We start from the raw sequence: 16,585 nt of genomic DNA on the forward strand, positions 1-16,585 counted from the left end.
TGCGTGAGTGGGGGAATCGAGTTCCGCATCCTGGGTCCGTTCGACATCACCCGCGACGGCGCGCCCGTGCCGGTGGCCGCGACGAAGCACCGGGTGCTGCTGGCGCGCCTGCTCGCCGACGCGAACCAGGTCGTTCCAGTCGCCAGGCTCGTCGAGTGCCTGTGGGACAACGACCCGCCCGTGACGGCGCGTGCCGTCGTGCACACCTACGTCAGCAGGCTGCGGCAGGCGCTCGGTTCGGCTGAGCTGATCGAGACGCTGCCCAACGGCTACCGCGCCGTCGTCCGCGACGACCAGCTCGACCTGCTCCGATTCCGCTCACTGGTCCGGCTCAGCCGCCAAGCGCGCGATCCCGTCGCCGAGTCCGCGCTGCTGCGCGAAGCCGCAGAGCTGTGGCGAGGTCCCGCGCTGGCGACCGTGCCCTCCGACGCGCTGCACGCCGACGCCACCCGGCTCGACCACGAGGAGATGGCCGCCGCCGACCGCCGCGTCGAGCTGGACCTGTCCCTCGGCCGCCACCACGACCTCGTTCCGCAGCTGCGCGCGATGGTGGCGCGTCGGCCGTTCAGCGAGCGCCCGCTCGGCCAGCTGATGCTCGCGCTGCACCGCAGTGGCCGCCAAGCCGACGCTCTGAGCGCCTACCAGGAGTTCCGCGCGGCACTCGGTGCCGAGCCCGGCGTCGAGCTTCGCGAGCTGCACCAAGCGATCCTGCGCGGCGAGGACGAGTCACCCGCACCACCCACTCCGTCCACTTCGGACTGGACCCCGGTCTCCCAGTTGCCGCCACGCGTCGGTGACTTCGTCGGGCGCTCCGACGAGCTGGCCACGATCTCCGGACTGCTCCGGCGTCGTGGTTCGCTGACCGCCCCGCTCGTCGTGCTCTCCGGCCCTCCCGGCGTCGGCAAGACCGCGCTCGCCGTCCACGCCGCGCACGAGCTGAAGCCCGATTTCCCCGACGGCCAGCTCTACGTCAACCTGCGCGGCTACTCCCCCGAACCCGCGCTCACCGCCGCGCAGGTGCTCCCCCAGTTCCTCCGCGCCCTCGGCGTCCCGCCCGAGCAGGTGCCGCTCGCCGAGCCGGAGCAGGCTTCGCTGTACCGCACCCTGCTGTCCGGCCGCCGCATCCTCGTCGTCCTCGACAACGCCTCCGCCGCCGAGCAGGCCCGCGCCCTCGCCCCCAGCTCCACGAGCTGCGCCACCGTCGTCACCAGCCGCAACACCCTCGGCGAACTCGTCTCGTCCACCGGCGCCCAACTCGTCCCCGTCGACGTCCTCGCCCGCGAGCCCGCGCTTCTCCTGCTGGAGCGCATCATCGGCCCCGGCGGCTCCCCCGAGGCCGCCGACACCCTCGTCGACCTCTGCGGCGCCCTTCCCCTCGCGCTGCGCATCGCCGCCGCCAACATCGCGTTCTCAGTCGACCGCGATCTCCATAATTACCTCGAACAACTTAGGTCGAAAAGCAGACTCTCCTCGCTATCAATCGATGGGGATCGAGACGCCGCAGTAAGGTCAAGCTTCGAACTCTCGTACCAGCAGCTGAAACCAGAAACTAGACGCGTCTTTCGACTTCTGGGCTCAATGCTCGACACAAGCTTCACAAGTTACTCAACGGCCGCCCTCGCCAAAATTTCCATCCAGGCAGCAGAACGAGAACTGAATCTTCTCCACAGCGCCAATCTGATCGAAAAGAGTCCCATCGAACACTATCACCTGCACGACCTCATCCATTTGTACGCCCATGAAAAATGCATCAAGAACGAACAAAGGGATGCCATCAAGCAAGCCCATAGCGGGCTTATAGGCTACTACCTGCGGCAGATCCAGGAGGCAAATCTTGCAATCGATCTACCTCTTGGCCTGACGACGGCAGACTACACGGGCCCCTGCGAGAATCTAAGCGAAGCCAGCCAAGCACTGTACTGGATAAATAATAATCTTGAAAACTTGCTTGCCGGCACGCTTCAGGGACAGACTCCGACATCCGCATACCTCGCGGTGTCCATGACAGGATACTTGCGCTCACAGCGAATGCTCAAGGAGCTGAAAAGAATTCTCTCCGCCGCACTCGAGGCACCCCACGTCGACGACCACTGGCAACTCAGTTTCGAACTACTCACGAACAAAGGGCACCTTGACTTCACGCAGGGAAAATTCAACTCCGCGATCGAGAACTACACGAACGCCAGACGACTACTACCAGAAACAGAACCGCAACAACACGCACGAATGACGCGCAACATCTCCTTGTGCTACCGCCATACCGGACATCTCACCCACGCACTCAAGGAGCTTGTCGATCTCGAAAAACGCTCGGAGGGCACCTCCGTCGAGCTGAGCAAGGAACTAAAGCTGCGCGTTTCAAACCAAGCTGGCGAAATACTCAACGCACTGGGGAGATTCCGAGAATCCGATCGACACTATCGAGAATCCCTCAACTTTCTGCCAAGAAGAGCAAAAAGTATCGATCGCGCGCTCGCCATAGCTAACATGGCCGAGAATCTCATCGACCTTGGCGAGCTCGACGAAGCTGAGAGGCTCCTCAACGAGTCGACAAGCATTCAACGTGATATTGGATGGAACTTTCCGATCGTTCATTGCGCATATTACCTTCTCGAAATCCACTCAGCCCGCCGAGACAAAGTAGCAGCAAGAGACCTCACCCTGGAGCTACTGAACATATCACCCGAAGGCCGGGGAGATCACATGGCCGCTACCCGACTTCTCGGAATTTCGCTAGGGCTACTCACCTCCGGAGATGCCACTAGCGCAATTCGCAGTTACGAAGAAGCACTAGACACCTGCAGAAAGATCTCACTCAAGACAAGCGAGATTGATTCCCTCCTCGGTCTCGCAAACGCGCTCAACGAGACGAGGGATGCCGAGCGAGCCCTACAGGTAAGCATTGAAGCGCACAAAATTTCGCATAAAACCTCGCATCAAGCCCACGTAGCGCGGTCTCTGCAATCACAAGCCGAAAGCCTACTACAAATACGGAAAGTCAAGGACTCTTACGCCACCGCAAGTGCGGCCGTAACCCTCCATCGCGATTGCGGAAGCAAACTAGAACTCGCGCGAAGCCTTCGAACTCTCGGCACAGCGGCAGCAGCTCTCGGCAAGACTTGCCACGCAAATGAATCGTGGACGGAATCCTCGCTCCTATTCAGTTCCATGAACATTCCAGGTGCGAACGAACTTCGCGCGTTGATCGAGGAGAACCGGTGATCAGCCGAAGGTCTTGCGGAGGAACTGGCCCCAGCCTCGGATGATCTCGGCGCGGTCGGTGTCGAGGACGTCGCGCAGGACGCCGTCGACCACGCCGTCGGGGACGCGGCCGACTCCGGCGAGGCGGCGGTAGAGCTCGACGACCTTGGCCTCGCCGTACTGCTGCGACAGGAACAGCATCGTGGTCCACGCCGTCTGGTAGGCGAGGTCGAGGCGGCTGCCGCCCGCGCGGAAGTCGGCGTCGGAGGGCAGTGCGAGCGGCGGACCGGAGAGGCGCAGCTGCTTGGCGAGGTCGGGGGCGGCCTCGCGCGGGGAGATGCCGCTGTCGCGGTAACCGACGTAGTCGGCGAAGCCCTCCAACAGCCACATGGGGGCGCCGTCGACGGTGTCGGAGCGGGCGGCGATGTGGGTGATCTCGTGGCGGAGGACTACGCGCAGCGAACTGGCGGACAGCCGGGTTGCGGTGCGCGGGTTGAAGACCACGCGAGCGCCTTCGACGATGTCGCTGTCATGGTCGACGCGGTCGGCGACGGCGACGGCCGCGATGGCGTCAACGGCGAACTCGGTGCCGACCATGGCCTGCAACTCGGCGGTGGTCTCGGGCAGCATCACGGCGACGCGTTGGGTCCACTGTTGGCCCCACACCTCGGAAACCGCGCGGATCGCGGCGTCCAGCTCACCGGCGACGCGGTTGGCGAGCGCCTGGTTGCCGCCGTGGCTGAGGACGATCCCGAACTCGGTCTTGTCGACGCGGCAGTGCCCGAAGTCCCACGGGCCACGCCACGTCTTGCGACCGCGATCGGCCAGCGCGGTGTCCGAAGTGAGGTACCAGTCGCTGCCGCGGCGGGCGAAGAGATAGCCCATGGGGCGGCTGGTCGCGGCGCGGTCGACGCCGTCGAAGGCGTAGCTCAGCTCGACGCGCGGCGCCCACAGCTCGTCGGGCGGGCGTTCGCCGAAGAGGGAGTCCAGCTCGCCGAGGGAGTCGGTGGAGTCGATCCGGTAGCGCCACTCGCGCAGCGGAACCCCGCGCAGATTGGCGAAGACCGCCTGCTGCGTCGCGAGGAACTTCGAGTCGGCGAGCGGGTCCAGGGTGCTCATGAACGCGGAGAGGTCGCGGCTCTGCACCGCGTCGGCCCGGCGCCGGAGCAGGTCGGTGACCGAGGAGATCCGGCTGCGGCCCAGCTCCACGGAGGGCTCGACGGCCGGTTCGGGCGGGGCCGGGCGGGCGTTGGGGTCCAGCGAGGGGGCGGTCTGCTCGGCGGGCGCGACGGGATCGGCCGCTGGCAGGGACACGACCGTCAGCCCCGCGAGGAGGACGGCGGCGACCGCCGCGGCCAACCAGTTCCGATAGCGGCCCTGCCAGCTCACCCTCGAATCGTAGGGCCACACACGGCTCGAGGCCGGTAGCCCACTAGGGGGACCGGCCTCGAGGCGTTGCTCACAAGCTGGGGATCAGCCCATTCGACGGACTGAGACGAGGTCGCTCTGCACCTTGTCGTACTTCAGCGGCTGGCCGCTGGTCGACGCGTGGAACTGCATGCCGTTTCCCGCGTAGAGAGCGACGTGGTGGATGCCCCTCGACCCGAAGAACAACAGGTCACCGGGCTTCCATGCGTCTCGGTTTCCGACCGGGACCGCGCTGCCGACCCTGGCCTGTTGGGCGCTGGAGCGGGGCAGCTTCACGCCGACCTTCGAGTACGCCCAAGAGGTGAGCCCGGAGCAGTCGTAGGAGTTCGGGCCCTCGGCACCCCAGACGTAGGGCTTGCCCTTCTGCGTCACCGCGTGCTTCAACGCGGCCGTGCCCAGACCGCCGTCGGGGAGGTCGGACAGGTCGATGTCCAGGCCCGCGTCTTCGAGCTTCTTCTTCTCAGCCAGGCTCAGGCGGTCCAGCGCCTGCTGGGCCTTCTCCTGCTTCTTGGCCGCTTCCTTCTTGCGGTTCTCCAGCTCGCCCTTGATCCGCGCGGACTCCGTGGCGGCGGTGGCGGCCTTCGCCTTGGCCTCGTCCGCCAGGCGGGCGGCGGTCTTGGCCTGGTTGATCGTCGCGTTGAGCTTGTCCAGCGAGTCCTTGCTCTCGCTCGTGATCAGATCGACCATCGAGAGCTTGTCCAGGAACTCGTTCGGGGACCGGCTCAGCAGCAGGGCGCTGATGTGGTTGACCCGGGTGCCCTGGAAGTTGGAGCTGGCCAGCTGGTCGACGCGACCGCGCAGCTCGCCCTCCTGCTGCTTGGCGAGCTCACCGGCGGCGTTGGCCTTGGTCAGCTCCTCGTTGGCCTTGGTGACCTCGCCTTCCTTGGCCTTGAGGTCGTCGTTGGCCTTGTGCAGCTCCTCGGTGAGCTTCTCAGCTTCCTCGCTGAGGGCCTTGAGCTGCTTGAGCGCCTCGGAGGCGTTCGCCGGAGTGTCCGGGTCGGCGACAGCCGGGGTCACCGGAACCATGCTCACGGCCACTGCGACAGCACCTGCGGTGAGAGCCCCGCGCATGGTGCGCTTCAGTCGGTTCGACGCCACGTCGACGCATTGCTCCTTCGTGCTCCGACCGCCTACCGGGTTAGCTGACGGGTTCGGGCCGGAAGCTGCCCTACCGGCCCGCAGGCCGGATTCACCCCAACTCACTGGGTCCCCGGTTCGGCTCCCCGACAGGCCGATTCGGCGGTGATCACGCGGAGCCGCCCGGTGTGGACGGCTGCTCGCCGCGAAATCTCGGCTAGGTTACGAAACGTGAGACCTCGCGTCCACCGGCGTCAACGAGAAAGTCGTGAAAACACGCACAAGGCATCGTTCGGCGTAGCCACGGCTCCGCCCGGTGACCGGTTGCGCTGATCAGCCGACCTGCCGCCTTGCCCGTTCGGCGTCATCGTCCGACCGCTCGGCAGCACGGGTCCGCACCGGTTCGAGCGGGATCAGCCGCAAAACCGGCAGTTCGACTGCGGACGGCGCCACCACCTGCGGCTCAGGCCCCTCGACGAGTTCCGGCGGCACGCCGATCAGGACCGCGAGCGCGCAGTCGTGACAGCCGGGGCCGCGCCGTGGGCACCCGTCGCAATCGATGATCACGCCGCGAACCTCCGTTCGATCATATGTTCGAACGAAGCTTAGGGTCCTCCGGCGCACTTGTCTAAAGAGAGCTGCGTCTCACACCCGTCCGAGGCGCGCGATCAACACGGCGGAGGGAACGGGATGGGCCCCGCGCCGCCGCACGGAGTCGGCCACGGCGCGGTCCGACGTGGCGACCACAACCGGCCTACCTTCGGGTTCAGCCGTAACGAGAGCACGAATCACGTCGTCGGCGAGGACACCGGGATCGCTGAACAGGACGCGCACTCCGCGCGGCGGAGCTTGCGGCACAGCGACGACTCCGGCGCCGTCGAACACAACGGTGACTTCGGCGCCCGTGCGCGCGGCGAGCGCGGCGAGCTGCTGGTTGAGCCGGTCGCGCTGCTCGGAGAGCGTCAGGTCGGGATAGCCGGTCTTGGTGACGTTGTAGCCGTCCACCACCATGTGCACGCTCGGCAGCGCCAGCAAGCGGTCCAGGGCGGCTGGGTCCTCGACGCGGCCCACGGTGCCGTGCGCGGTTGTCGCGCCACGCACCATGTCCGCGGGGCGCGGCCCACTGCCCCCGAGCGCGAGTTCCCTGCGCAGCCCGGTCACCGCTCCGGCGAGGGTGTCCACCAGCAGCTCCAGCCGGACCTCATCGGCCTGACGCGCCTCTCTCGCGGACTGGCGAGCGATCTCCGCGTCCTCCTTCGCCCGCGCGGCGCGGTTGCGCTCCAGTTCCGCGCGCTCGCGCTCGCGGTCGCGCGTGGCGCGCAAGGTCTGCGTCTCCGCTTCGAACTCGGCCCGGCTGCGCTGGAGCTCCTCCGCCGCTGCCGCTGCCTCGTCGCGGGCCTGCTTGAGCCGGACTCCCTGCTCCCGCAGTCGCTTGCGGAGTTTCTCCAGCTCGGCCTCGCGGTCGGTGCTGACCTGGTGCACCGCGCCCTTGGCGGTGTCGAGCTCGGCGTGCAGCCGCTCCGCCTCGGCCGCGAGCTTGTCCGCCTTGAGGATCGCCGCGTCGCGGTCGGCGCGCAGGTGCGCGTCCTCGGTGCGGCGCGCGACCAGCTCGATGTAGAGCTGCGCGGTCTCGGCCTCGATCAGCACGGCGGCGGCACCGGAGGCCACCGCGTCGGCCGGGTTCAGCTCCAGCACGGAGGGCCGGTGCTCGCGGCACCACTCGACGACCGCGGTGCGGAACGCCTGGTTGTCGCGGAGCGCGGCCAGCAGCGGTCCCGCGCCGAGGCGGGCGCGCTTGGCGGGAGCGAACTTCGCGACGGCGCGCAGCGTCTGCGGGACGTCGAACCTGGACAGCGTGCCGAGCGCCTCGGCCGCCAGTTCGGCGAGGCGCGCGCGGATCGGATCGGGAATCCCGCTCCAGTCCGGGACCTCCTCGGTGCCAGCCTGGTCCGCGACGGCCGGCTGACCGTCCATCGTGGACTGCCGGTCGTCCGGATCAGGCTGTTCGCCGCCGGAAGGCTGTTCTTGGGCTGACACCGTCCCAGGCTACGGCCTGCCCCCGCACGGACGCAGCTGGCTTCCCGGCCGCCGTGTTGTCAGACCCCTGCTCTAGCTTCTCCGGCGATGACGATCACGGCGCCGGGTGACTCTGGTGACTCCTCGGGTGCCCAGCTCTCCTTCGACGAGCTGGGCACCCCGTTGCGCGACACCACCTTCGTCGTCGTGGACCTGGAGACCACCGGCGGCAGCGCGGCCGAGGACGCGATCACCGAGATCGGCGCGGTGAAGGTCAGGGGTGGTCAGGTCGTCGGCGAGTTCGCCACGCTGATCGACCCGGAGCGCGGCATCCCGCCGAACATCGTCGCGCTGACGGGCATCACCCAGGTGATGGTGATGGGGGCGCCGAAGCTGTCCAGCGTGCTGCCCGCCTTCCTGGAGTTCGTGGGCTCGGCCGTGCTGGTCGCGCACAACGCCGGGTTCGACATGGGTTTCCTGCGCGCGGCGGCCGAACGCCACGGTCACCCTTGGCCGAAGCGCACCGTGCTGTGCACCGTGAAGCTCGCCAGGAGGGTGCTGTCCCGGGAGGAGGCACCGAGCTGCCGTCTCTCGGCGTTGGCTGAACTGTTCGGCGCCACAACGACTCCGACGCACCGCGCGCTCGACGACGCCCGCGCGACCGTGGAGGTACTGCACGCGCTGCTGGAGCGGGTCGGCTCGCTGGGCGTGCAGTCGCTGGAGGAGCTGCTGGGCTACCTGCCGGACGTGTCCCCCGCGCAGCGCAGGAAACGCGAGCTGGCGAAGGACCTGCCGAGCGCGCCCGGGGTCTACCTGTTCCGGGGCCCGCGCGAGGAAGTGCTCTACGTCGGCACGGCGAGCGACCTCCGGCGCCGGGTCCGGCAGTACTTCACCGCGAGCGAGAACCGGCGGCGGGTGCGCGAGATGGTCGGCATCGCCGAGCGCGTCGACGTCGTCGTCTGCTCGCACGCGCTGGAGGCGGAGGTGCGCGAGCTGCGGCTGATCGCGGCGCACCGGCCGAGGTACAACCGCCGTTCCACCAACCCGCACCGGCGCTGGTGGGTGGCGTTGACCGACGAGCCCTTCCCGCGCCTGTCCATCGTGTCCACGCCGAAGCCCGGTGCGTTCGGCCCCTTCGGCTCGCACGGCGCGGCCACCGAGGCCGTGGAGGCGTTGCAGGACGCGCTGCCCGTTCGCCGCTGCACGCAACGGATTTCGGCCCGCTCCCCGAAGGGCGTGCCGTGCGCGCTCGCCGACCTGGGGCATTGTGCGGCCCCGTGCGCCGGTCGGCAGAGCGTCGAGGACTACGCCCCGGCCGTGCACGAGGTGCGACGGTTGTTCACCGGGGACTCCGTGCAGGCGCTGGACATCCTCGCCGGGCAGCTCGACCGGCTCGCGATGACCGAGCGCTTCGAGAAGGCCGGCGGCGAGCGGGACCGGCTGATCGCCCTGATCAAGGCGCTGGACCGGGGGCAGCGGCTGGCCACCCTGGCCGCGCTCGCCGAAGTGGTGGCCGCGCGGCCGGACGGCACCGGCGGGTGGGACTTCGCCGTCGTCCGGCACGGGCGGCTCGCGTCCGCCGGGTCGGCGCGGCGCGGGGTGCGGCCGATGCCCGTGGTCGACCAGATCGTCGCGGCGGCCGAGACCGTGCTGCCCGACGACGGTCCGCTGCGCGGCGCCTCAGCCGACGAGGTGTCCGTGGTGCTCCGCTGGCTGGAGCGCCCCGGCACGCGCTTGGTCCACTGCGACGTGCCCTGGGCCGAGCCCGCGCGCGCCGCCGCCTCCTGGCGCCCGTGGGTCGCCCGCGCCGAAGCAGGACGCGTGGCGCACACCCCGCCGTCGGAACGCCGGTGAACCCAATGTGGCATTTGTTTCGCCAGACGTAACCAATGCCACATTGGTTACAACCCCGGCCGACGCGTTCGCGCGCCGGGTGAGGAGTTCAGCGGGCGCGGAGGCGGGCGAGGGCGCGCAGGACGTGGTCGCGGTTCTTCGCGCGCTTGATCCAGGCGGGCAGCTTGGCGGCCATGGTCATCCGGTACGCGGGCGGCGCTGGCGGCTCCGGCAGGTACCGCTCGCGCAGCGAAGCGTCCACATAGGACTCCAGGAAGTCCACGTGCGCATGGTTGAAGGCCCAGAGGACCTCACCGCAGCACGGCACCTGGAGGTGCAGGCGCAGGCCGAGGTCGAAGGGGTCGCACAACTCGGAGCGGCCCTGGTTGCCCGGCCAGGAAACGACGGTGGGCGCGAAGTCCGCGGTGTGACCGCACTCGGAGCACACGAGGCGGCACGGCGACGACGCGTGAGCGGCGAGCACCGCCCGGCCGGAGCAGCGCGGGCAGTGCACCAGGACCTCGTCGGTGAACGATCGCGCCGTGACCAGGCGGTCGCGGAAGCGCTCGCTCACCTCAGTCGTCGAGGCCGATGCTGAAGGCGGCCTCGGTGTCCCGCTTGGAGTAGGAGCGGAAGGCGATGTGGGTGTCGGTGTTGAGCACGCCGTCGACCTTGCCGATGCGGCTGGGCACCAGATCGGCCAGGTCCTCGTGCGAGGGCACCTTGACCAGGGCGATCAGGTCGACATCGCCCGCGCAGGAGTAGACCTCGGTGACGCCGTCGATCTCGGCGATCTCCTGGGCGATCTCCGGGATGGCGCCTGCCTCGGCCTGGATCAGCACGATGGCGTTGATCACGTTGAGCTCCTTGGGAAAGTCAGCGGACGAGTTCGGTGCGCAACGAGGTGGAGCGCCGCGCCCAGGTCTCCAGCAGGCGCGCGGCGGCGCCGGAGTCCACGGCCTCGGCCACGCGGGACATCCCGGCGCGCAGGTCGGCGACGAGGTCTCCGGAGGTGCCGGTGTGGGCGGCCACCGCCCCGGCGGCGTTGAGCAGCACGGCATCGCGCACGGCACCGCGTTCGCCGTCGAGCAGCTTGCGCACGGCGAGCGCGTTCACCGACGCGTCACCACCGAGCAGGTCGGCGGGCTCGCACGGCGGCACACCGAGGTCTGCGGGGTTCAGCGTCTCCTGCCGGACCTCGCCGTCACCGACCACCCAGACCGAGCTGGTCGTGGTGGTGGTCAGCTCGTCGAGCCCGTCGTCACCGCGCACCACGAGCACGCTGTGCCCGCGCTCGGCGAAGACCTCGGCCATCAGCGGCGCGATCCTCGGGTCGGCGCAGCCGATCAGGCCCGCCGACGGCTGGGCCGGGTTGCTCAGCGGACCGAGCAGGTTGAACACCGTGGGGATGCCGATCTCCCGCCGCGCCTGCGCGGTGTAGCGCATCGCGGGGTGGAACACCGGGGCGAAGCAGAAACCGATGCCCAGCTCCGCGACCGTGCGCTCCACGCCCGCGGGGGGCAGGTCGATGGCGACGCCCAGCGCCTCCAGCACGTCGGCGGTGCCGCACTGCGAGGACGCGGCGCGGTTGCCGTGCTTGACCACCGGCACTCCGGCGGCGGCGGTGACCAGCGAGGCCATCGTGGAGATGTTGACCGTGCCGGAGCGGTCGCCGCCGGTGCCGACGATGTCCACCGCGCGCACGTCCACCCGCACCTTGCGCGCGTGGTCGAGCATCGCGGCGGCCATGCCCGCCACCTCGTCGGCGGTCTCACCCTTCGCGCGCAGGGTCACCGCGAGCGCGGTGACCTGGGCGATCGTGGCGTTGCCGGACATCACCTGGTCCATCGCCCAGCGCGTCTCCTGCGCGGAGCAGTTCTGCCCGTCGACGAGCTTGCCCAGCAGCGCGGGCCACGTGCGGTCGGTACCGGCCATCGCCGAACTCCTCAGCCGCGCACCGCGGGGAGCCGGTGGGAGCGCAGCACCTCGGCCACGGTCTCCGCCGACGCCAGCGGGTCCAGGGGGTGCACCAGCACCGCGTCCGCCTGCGACCAGGTGGCGAGCCAGCGGTCGTCCTTGCGGCGCACCGCGACGATCACCGGGGGGCAGGGGTCGATCTCGTTCTTGACCTGGCGGGACAGGCCCATGCCGCCGGTCGGCTGCGCCTCGCCGTCCAGGATCGCCAGGTCGACCGCGCCGGAGTCCATCTCGGAGAGCACGTCGGCGACGGTGTCGGCCTCGATGTAGCGCACGCGCCCCAGATCGGGGGCCGGCCTGCGGCCCACAGCGGTGATGATCGCCTCGCGCACCTCTGCGCGGTGGCTGAACACCAGAACGGTCATGGCCTGCGTGCTCATCGCGGCTGTCCTCCCGACAGTGCTGCTGTCAAAGGCTGCTGTCCAAGCTGCCTGCAAAATCACGTGCGGTTCCCCGCGACGCCCGATGCTATAGCGCACCCCGGACAGCCCGACGGTCATGTCCGGGGAGGGCGGCCCGGGCGCTCACCCGGAGTGCACCGGAGCACCACGCACCGTGCGCGTCGCGCACCCCCGCGCGCGAGGTGCGGACCCGGGCCAGCGTGCGCCATCCCTGCAAGACATAATGCGTCGCGTGACAACGGCTGCGCCCTCAATCGGCCAACGGGTGCACTCGCTGAACCGTCCCAACATGGTCAGCGTGGGCACCATCGTCTGGCTCTCCAGCGAACTCATGTTCTTCGCCGGCCTCTTCGCCATGTTCTTCACGGTGAAGGCCCAGAACGAGGGCGCGTGGCCACCCGCGCCCACCCATCTGAACCTGCCCTACGCCCTGTTCTTCACCGTGATCCTGGTGGCGTCGTCCTTCACGTGTCAGTGGGGCGTCTTCAAGGCGGAGCAGGGCGACGTGTTCGGGCTGCGGCTCTGGTACACGATCACCCTGGTCATGGGCGCGATCTTCGTCGGCGGCCAGGTCGGTGAGTACATCGAGCTCGTCGAGCACGGCACCACCATCGCCGGCTCGGCCTACGGCACGGTGTTCTACCTGACCACCGGCTTCCACGGCCTGCACGTGATCGGCGGCTTGATCGCCTTCGTGTTCCTGATCTGGCGCACGAAGCTGAGCAAGTTCACCCCGGCACAGGCGACGGCCGCGATCGTCGTGTCCTACTACTGGCACTTCGTCGACATCGTCTGGGTCGGCCTCTTCGCCTGCATCTACCTCATTCCCTGACGTGCGTGCCCACCCCCCGGGCGGCGACGCCCGGTACGCACGCAACGAGCCCCGAACTCGACAGCAAGGGTTGCCGCAGACATGACCACCAGGAAAGACGCCGCCTCCGCGGAAGCGGGAGGACGTGGCGCAGAACGGAACCGCAGGCCGCGCACCAAGCTGCGGCGTCGGCTCTCCGGTCTGCTGGCGCTGGGTGTCGCTCTCGTCGGAGCGGGCGCGCTCTACGCGGGCGCGGTGACCCAGCCGCACAAGGCGCAGGCCGCGGCCGATCCCGCACTGGTCCGCCAGGGCGAGCAGATCTACAACAACGCCTGCATCACCTGCCACGGCGCGAACCTGCAGGGTGTCGAGGACCGGGGCCCGAGCCTGATCGGCGTCGGCGACGCGGCCGTGTACTTCCAGGTCTCCTCCGGCCGCATGCCGATGGTGCGCCAGGAGGCCCAGGCCGCGCGCAAGCCCGCGAAGTACACCCCGGAGGAGATCGACGCGCTCGGCGCGTTCATCCAGTTCACCGCGGGTGGCCCGGAGAAGCCGCAGGAGAGCGGCGCGCAGCTGCGCGGCGAGAACCCGGCGCGCGGCGGTGAGCTGTTCCGGCTCAACTGCGCCTCCTGCCACAACTTCACCGGTCGCGGCGGCGCGCTGTCCTCCGGCAAGTTCGCCCCGCACCTGGACGGCGTGACCGAGGAGCAGGTCTACACGGCGATGCTCACCGGCCCGCAGAACATGCCGAAGTTCTCCGACCGGCAGCTCTCGCCGGACGAGAAGAAGGACATCATCGCCTACGTCAAGTCGGTGACGGACGGCAACAACAACCCCGGCGGCAACCCCCTCGGCGGCTTCGGCCCCGGCACGGAGGGTCTGATCGCCTGGATCATCGGGCTCGCCGCGCTGGTCGGCGTGACCGTGTGGATGGGAAGCAGGGCATGAGCGAGCAGCAGCGCAGTTACAGCGAGGCCGAACTCGCTGAGATGAGCCAGGAGGAGCTCGTCGCCGCCGGCCTCGAGGCCGACCACGTGGTCATCGCCAAGCGGGTCGAGCGGTTCCCCGTTCCCGGCACCCGCGCCGAGAAGCGCGCGATCCGCGGCGTGTCCGCCTGGTTCGCGCTCGCGGCGCTGTCCGGCCTGGCCTTCATCGTCGTGTACGTGGCCTGGCCGAGCGAGTACCGGACCCCGGACACCCACGGCAGCTTCTGGTACGACCTCTACACCCCGATGCTGGGCCTGACCCTGGGCCTGAGCGTCTTCGCGCTCGGCATCGGCGTCATCTCCTACGCGAAGAAGCTGCTCCCGGACGAGACCGCGGTGCAGCAGCGGCACGCCGAGGGCTCCCCGGAGTTCGACAAGCGGACCACCGCGGCGATCCTGGCCGACGCGGGCGCCACCAGCGGCCTCGCCCGGCGCAAGCTGATCACCCGCAGTGCGGGCGCCGCGGCGGGCGTCTTCGGCCTCGGCGTCGGCGTGTTCGCGCTCGGCGGCCTGGTGAAGAACCCGTGGGCCAAGGGCGACAAGTCCGACCTGCTGGTCACCGGCTGGTCCTCCGACAACGGCGAGAAGGTCTTCCTGCGCCGCGACGTCGGCGACCCGCACAAGATCGTGCTGGTGCGCCCGGAGGACCTGGACGCCGGTGGCTTCGAGACGGTCTTCCCGTTCAAGGAGTCCGAGCGCGGCGACGAGCACGCGCTGATCAAGGGCGTTCGCCGCTCCGACAGCCCGGTCATGCTGATCCGCCTGCGCCCCGGCCAGAAGGTCGGCAAGCGCAAGGGCCAGGAGGACTTCAACTACGGCGACCTGTACGCCTACTCGAAGATCTGCACCCACCTCGGCTGCCCGACCTCGCTGTTCGAGCAGCAGACCGGCCGACTGCTCTGCCCGTGCCACCAGTCGCAGTTCGACGTCTTCAACTACGCCAAGCCGATCTTCGGCCCGGCCACTCGGTCACTGCCGCAGCTGCCGATCACGGTTGACGCCGAGACCGGCTACCTGATCGCGCGCGGCGACTTCATCGAGCCGATCGGCCCCGGTTACTGGGAGCGTAAGTCATGAGTTCCATCACCACGCCGACCAAGTCGGCAAGCGCCGCCAGCAAGGCGGTCGGCGGGGCTGCGAAGTGGGCCGACGACCGGTACCACCCCGCTGCCGGCCTGCGCCGCCAGATCAGCAAGGTCTTCCCGACCCACTGGTCGTTCATGCTCGGTGAGATCGCGCTCTACAGCTTCATCATCCTGTTGCTGTCGGGCGTGTACCTCGCGCTGTTCTTCGACCCCTCGATGGAGGAGGTCCAGTACGCGGGCTCCTTCACCAACCTCCAGGGCATCTGGATGTCCCGGGCGTTCGAGAGCGCGCTGGACATCTCCTTCGAGGTCCGCGGTGGCCTGTTCGCCCGTCAGGTGCACCACTGGGCGGCGCTGCTGTTCATGGCCGCGATCGTCGCGCACATGCTCCGGGTGTTCTTCACCGGCGCGTTCCGCAAGCCGCGCGAGGTCAACTGGGTCATCGGCATCCTGCTGTTCGTGCTGGGCATGTTCGAGGGCTTCACCGGCTACTCGCTGCCCGACGACCTGCTCTCCGGCACCGGCCTGCGGATCGGCTCCGGCATCGTGCTGTCGATCCCGGTCATCGGCACGTGGATCCACTGGGCGCTCTTCGGCGGGGAGTTCCCCGGCACCGAGATCATCCCGCGCCTCTACACGATCCACATCCTGCTGCTGCCCGGCATCATCCTCGGCCTGGTGGCCGCGCACCTCGCGCTGGTCTGGTACCAGAAGCACACCCAGTTCCCGGGTGTCGGCCGCACCGAGAACAACGTGGTCGGCGTCCGCATCATGCCGCTGTTCGCGGCCAAGGCAGGCGGCTTCTTCGCCGTCACCGCCGGTGTGATCGTGATGATGGCGGGTCTGTTCCAGATCAACGCCATCTGGAACTTCGGACCGTACAACGCCGCGCAGGTCTCGGCGGGCTCGCAGCCCGACTGGTACATGGCCTGGACCGACGGCATGAGCCGGTTGTGGCCCGCGTGGGAGCTCTACCTCGGCCCGGTGATGGTCCCGGCGATCTTCTTCCCGCTGGTGCTGGGCATGGGCATCGTGTTCACCCTCGCGGGCGCCTACCCGTGGATCGAGGCCAAGCTCACCAAGGACAAGGCCCCGCACCACCTGCTGCAGCGCCCGCGCGACACCCCGGTACGCACCTCGCTGGGCATGATGGCGCTGGCGTTCTTCACCGTCATGATGCTCTCCGGCTTCAACGACCTCATCGCGGACAACTTCAACATCTCGCTGAACGTGATGACCTGGGCCGGCCGCATCCTGACGCTGCTCGCGCCGCCGATCGCCTACTACGCCACCTACCGCATCTGCATCGGGCTGCAGCGCTCCGACCGCGAGGTGCTGGAGCACGGCGTGGAGACCGGCATCATCAAGCGCCTGCCGCACGGTGAGTTCATCGAGATCCACCAGCCGCTCGGCCCGGTGGACGAGCACGGCCACCCGCTCCCGCTGGAGTACCAGGGCGCGTCCGTGCCGAAGAAGATGAACAAGCTCGGCTTCGCGGGCAAGCCGGTCCCCGGCAGCATGACGCGCCCCGACCCCGCCGAGGAGACCGCGGCGCTGGAGCGGGCCGCCAAGAACGGCGAGGGCGACATCACGCCCGGCACCGGCTCCGCCAAGAAGGAGATCACCGCGGGCAAGCCCCAGCAGCCCAAGGACTGATCACCTCGCACGCACCACGAAGGCCCCCGCCACACTCGGCGGGGGCCTTCTCCTTTCCCGCGCCGCTCCCCCGCTCGCGCCGAACCACCTCAATGACTCGTTCAGTCCGTTGAA

At 68.9% G+C, this 16,585-nt stretch carries 14 protein-coding genes and 1 riboswitch; of the genes, 6 read left to right on the top strand and 8 right to left on the bottom strand.

Annotated elements, in window-relative coordinates:
• The first annotated feature begins 3 nt into the window (after window positions 1-3).
• Entirely contained in the window at window positions 4-3,222 is a 3,219-nt protein-coding gene (locus CCN37_RS14155; RefSeq protein ID WP_086821213.1) for a BTAD domain-containing putative transcriptional regulator, read from the top strand.
• On the opposite strand, the gene CCN37_RS14160 is transcribed toward CCN37_RS14155, so the two are convergent.
• The 4 genes from CCN37_RS14160 to CCN37_RS14175 all read right to left on the bottom strand — a co-directional run bounded on the left by CCN37_RS14160 (window position 3,223) and on the right by CCN37_RS14175 (window position 7,680).
• On the bottom strand, window positions 3,223-4,590 hold the full coding sequence (locus CCN37_RS14160) for a basic secretory family protein (protein ID WP_246843033.1): 1,368 nt from the start codon (window positions 4,588-4,590) through the stop codon (window positions 3,223-3,225).
• 84 nt (window positions 4,591-4,674) lie between these two features.
• A complete protein-coding gene (locus CCN37_RS14165) occupies window positions 4,675-5,727 on the bottom strand; it encodes an NlpC/P60 family protein (protein WP_086821214.1) in 1,053 nt (350 codons plus the stop codon).
• A 13-nt stretch (window positions 5,728-5,740) separates the two neighbouring features.
• Window positions 5,741-5,881: riboswitch (cyclic di-AMP (ydaO/yuaA leader) on the bottom strand.
• A gap of 158 nt (window positions 5,882-6,039) precedes the next feature.
• A complete protein-coding gene (locus CCN37_RS14170; RefSeq protein ID WP_086821215.1) occupies window positions 6,040-6,273 on the bottom strand; it encodes a hypothetical protein in 234 nt (77 codons plus the stop codon).
• Window positions 6,274-6,351: 78 nt separating this feature from the next.
• Window positions 6,352-7,680 (bottom strand): NYN domain-containing protein, encoded by a 1,329-nt coding sequence (locus tag CCN37_RS14175; RefSeq protein WP_086821216.1) that lies wholly within the window; start codon window positions 7,678-7,680, stop codon window positions 6,352-6,354.
• A gap of 150 nt (window positions 7,681-7,830) precedes the next feature.
• Between CCN37_RS14175 and CCN37_RS14180 the strand changes: the two genes are divergently transcribed.
• Window positions 7,831-9,576 (top strand): DEDD exonuclease domain-containing protein, encoded by a 1,746-nt coding sequence (locus CCN37_RS14180; RefSeq protein ID WP_086821217.1) that lies wholly within the window; start codon window positions 7,831-7,833, stop codon window positions 9,574-9,576.
• 88 nt (window positions 9,577-9,664) lie between these two features.
• Here CCN37_RS14180 and CCN37_RS14185 read toward each other — a convergent pair whose 3' ends face one another.
• The 4 genes from CCN37_RS14185 to CCN37_RS14200 are packed head-to-tail and all read right to left on the bottom strand — an operon-like array spanning window position 9,665 to window position 11,912.
• Window positions 9,665-10,129, bottom strand: a complete 465-nt coding sequence (locus CCN37_RS14185) for a hypothetical protein (protein ID WP_086821218.1) — start codon at window positions 10,127-10,129, stop codon at window positions 9,665-9,667.
• 1 nt (window position 10,130) lies between these two features.
• The gene (locus CCN37_RS14190) at window positions 10,131-10,412 is read right to left on the bottom strand and encodes an Lrp/AsnC family transcriptional regulator (RefSeq protein ID WP_086821219.1); all 282 of its coding nucleotides are present in this window, start codon (window positions 10,410-10,412) and stop codon (window positions 10,131-10,133) included.
• A 19-nt stretch (window positions 10,413-10,431) separates the two neighbouring features.
• A complete protein-coding gene (trpD, locus tag CCN37_RS14195) occupies window positions 10,432-11,490 on the bottom strand; it encodes an anthranilate phosphoribosyltransferase (protein ID WP_086821220.1) in 1,059 nt (352 codons plus the stop codon).
• 11 nt (window positions 11,491-11,501) lie between these two features.
• Window positions 11,502-11,912 carry a hypothetical protein gene (locus tag CCN37_RS14200; RefSeq protein ID WP_086821221.1) on the bottom strand — a complete coding sequence of 137 codons (411 nt, stop codon included), beginning with the start codon at window positions 11,910-11,912 and terminating at the stop codon, window positions 11,502-11,504.
• A gap of 244 nt (window positions 11,913-12,156) precedes the next feature.
• Here CCN37_RS14200 and CCN37_RS14205 point away from each other — a divergent pair, with 244 nt between their 5' ends.
• The 4 genes from CCN37_RS14205 to CCN37_RS14220 all read left to right on the top strand — a co-directional run bounded on the left by CCN37_RS14205 (window position 12,157) and on the right by CCN37_RS14220 (window position 16,471).
• The gene (locus CCN37_RS14205; protein ID WP_086821222.1) at window positions 12,157-12,765 is read left to right on the top strand and encodes a heme-copper oxidase subunit III; all 609 of its coding nucleotides are present in this window, start codon (window positions 12,157-12,159) and stop codon (window positions 12,763-12,765) included.
• 81 nt (window positions 12,766-12,846) lie between these two features.
• Window positions 12,847-13,692 carry a c-type cytochrome gene (locus CCN37_RS14210; RefSeq protein ID WP_086821223.1) on the top strand — a complete coding sequence of 282 codons (846 nt, stop codon included), beginning with the start codon at window positions 12,847-12,849 and terminating at the stop codon, window positions 13,690-13,692.
• Window positions 13,689-14,807, top strand: a complete 1,119-nt coding sequence (locus tag CCN37_RS14215) for a ubiquinol-cytochrome c reductase iron-sulfur subunit (protein ID WP_086821224.1) — start codon at window positions 13,689-13,691, stop codon at window positions 14,805-14,807. Before CCN37_RS14210 ends, CCN37_RS14215 begins: the two co-directional genes overlap by 4 nt.
• A complete protein-coding gene (locus CCN37_RS14220) occupies window positions 14,804-16,471 on the top strand; it encodes a cytochrome bc complex cytochrome b subunit (protein ID WP_086821225.1) in 1,668 nt (555 codons plus the stop codon). The genes CCN37_RS14215 and CCN37_RS14220 overlap by 4 nt, the downstream gene beginning before the upstream one ends.
• The last annotated feature ends 114 nt before the right edge of the window (window positions 16,472-16,585 follow it).

Source organism: Allokutzneria sp. NRRL B-24872 (assembly GCF_002155965.1).
In the GTDB taxonomy this organism is placed as follows: Bacteria; Actinomycetota; Actinomycetes; order Mycobacteriales; family Pseudonocardiaceae; genus Allokutzneria.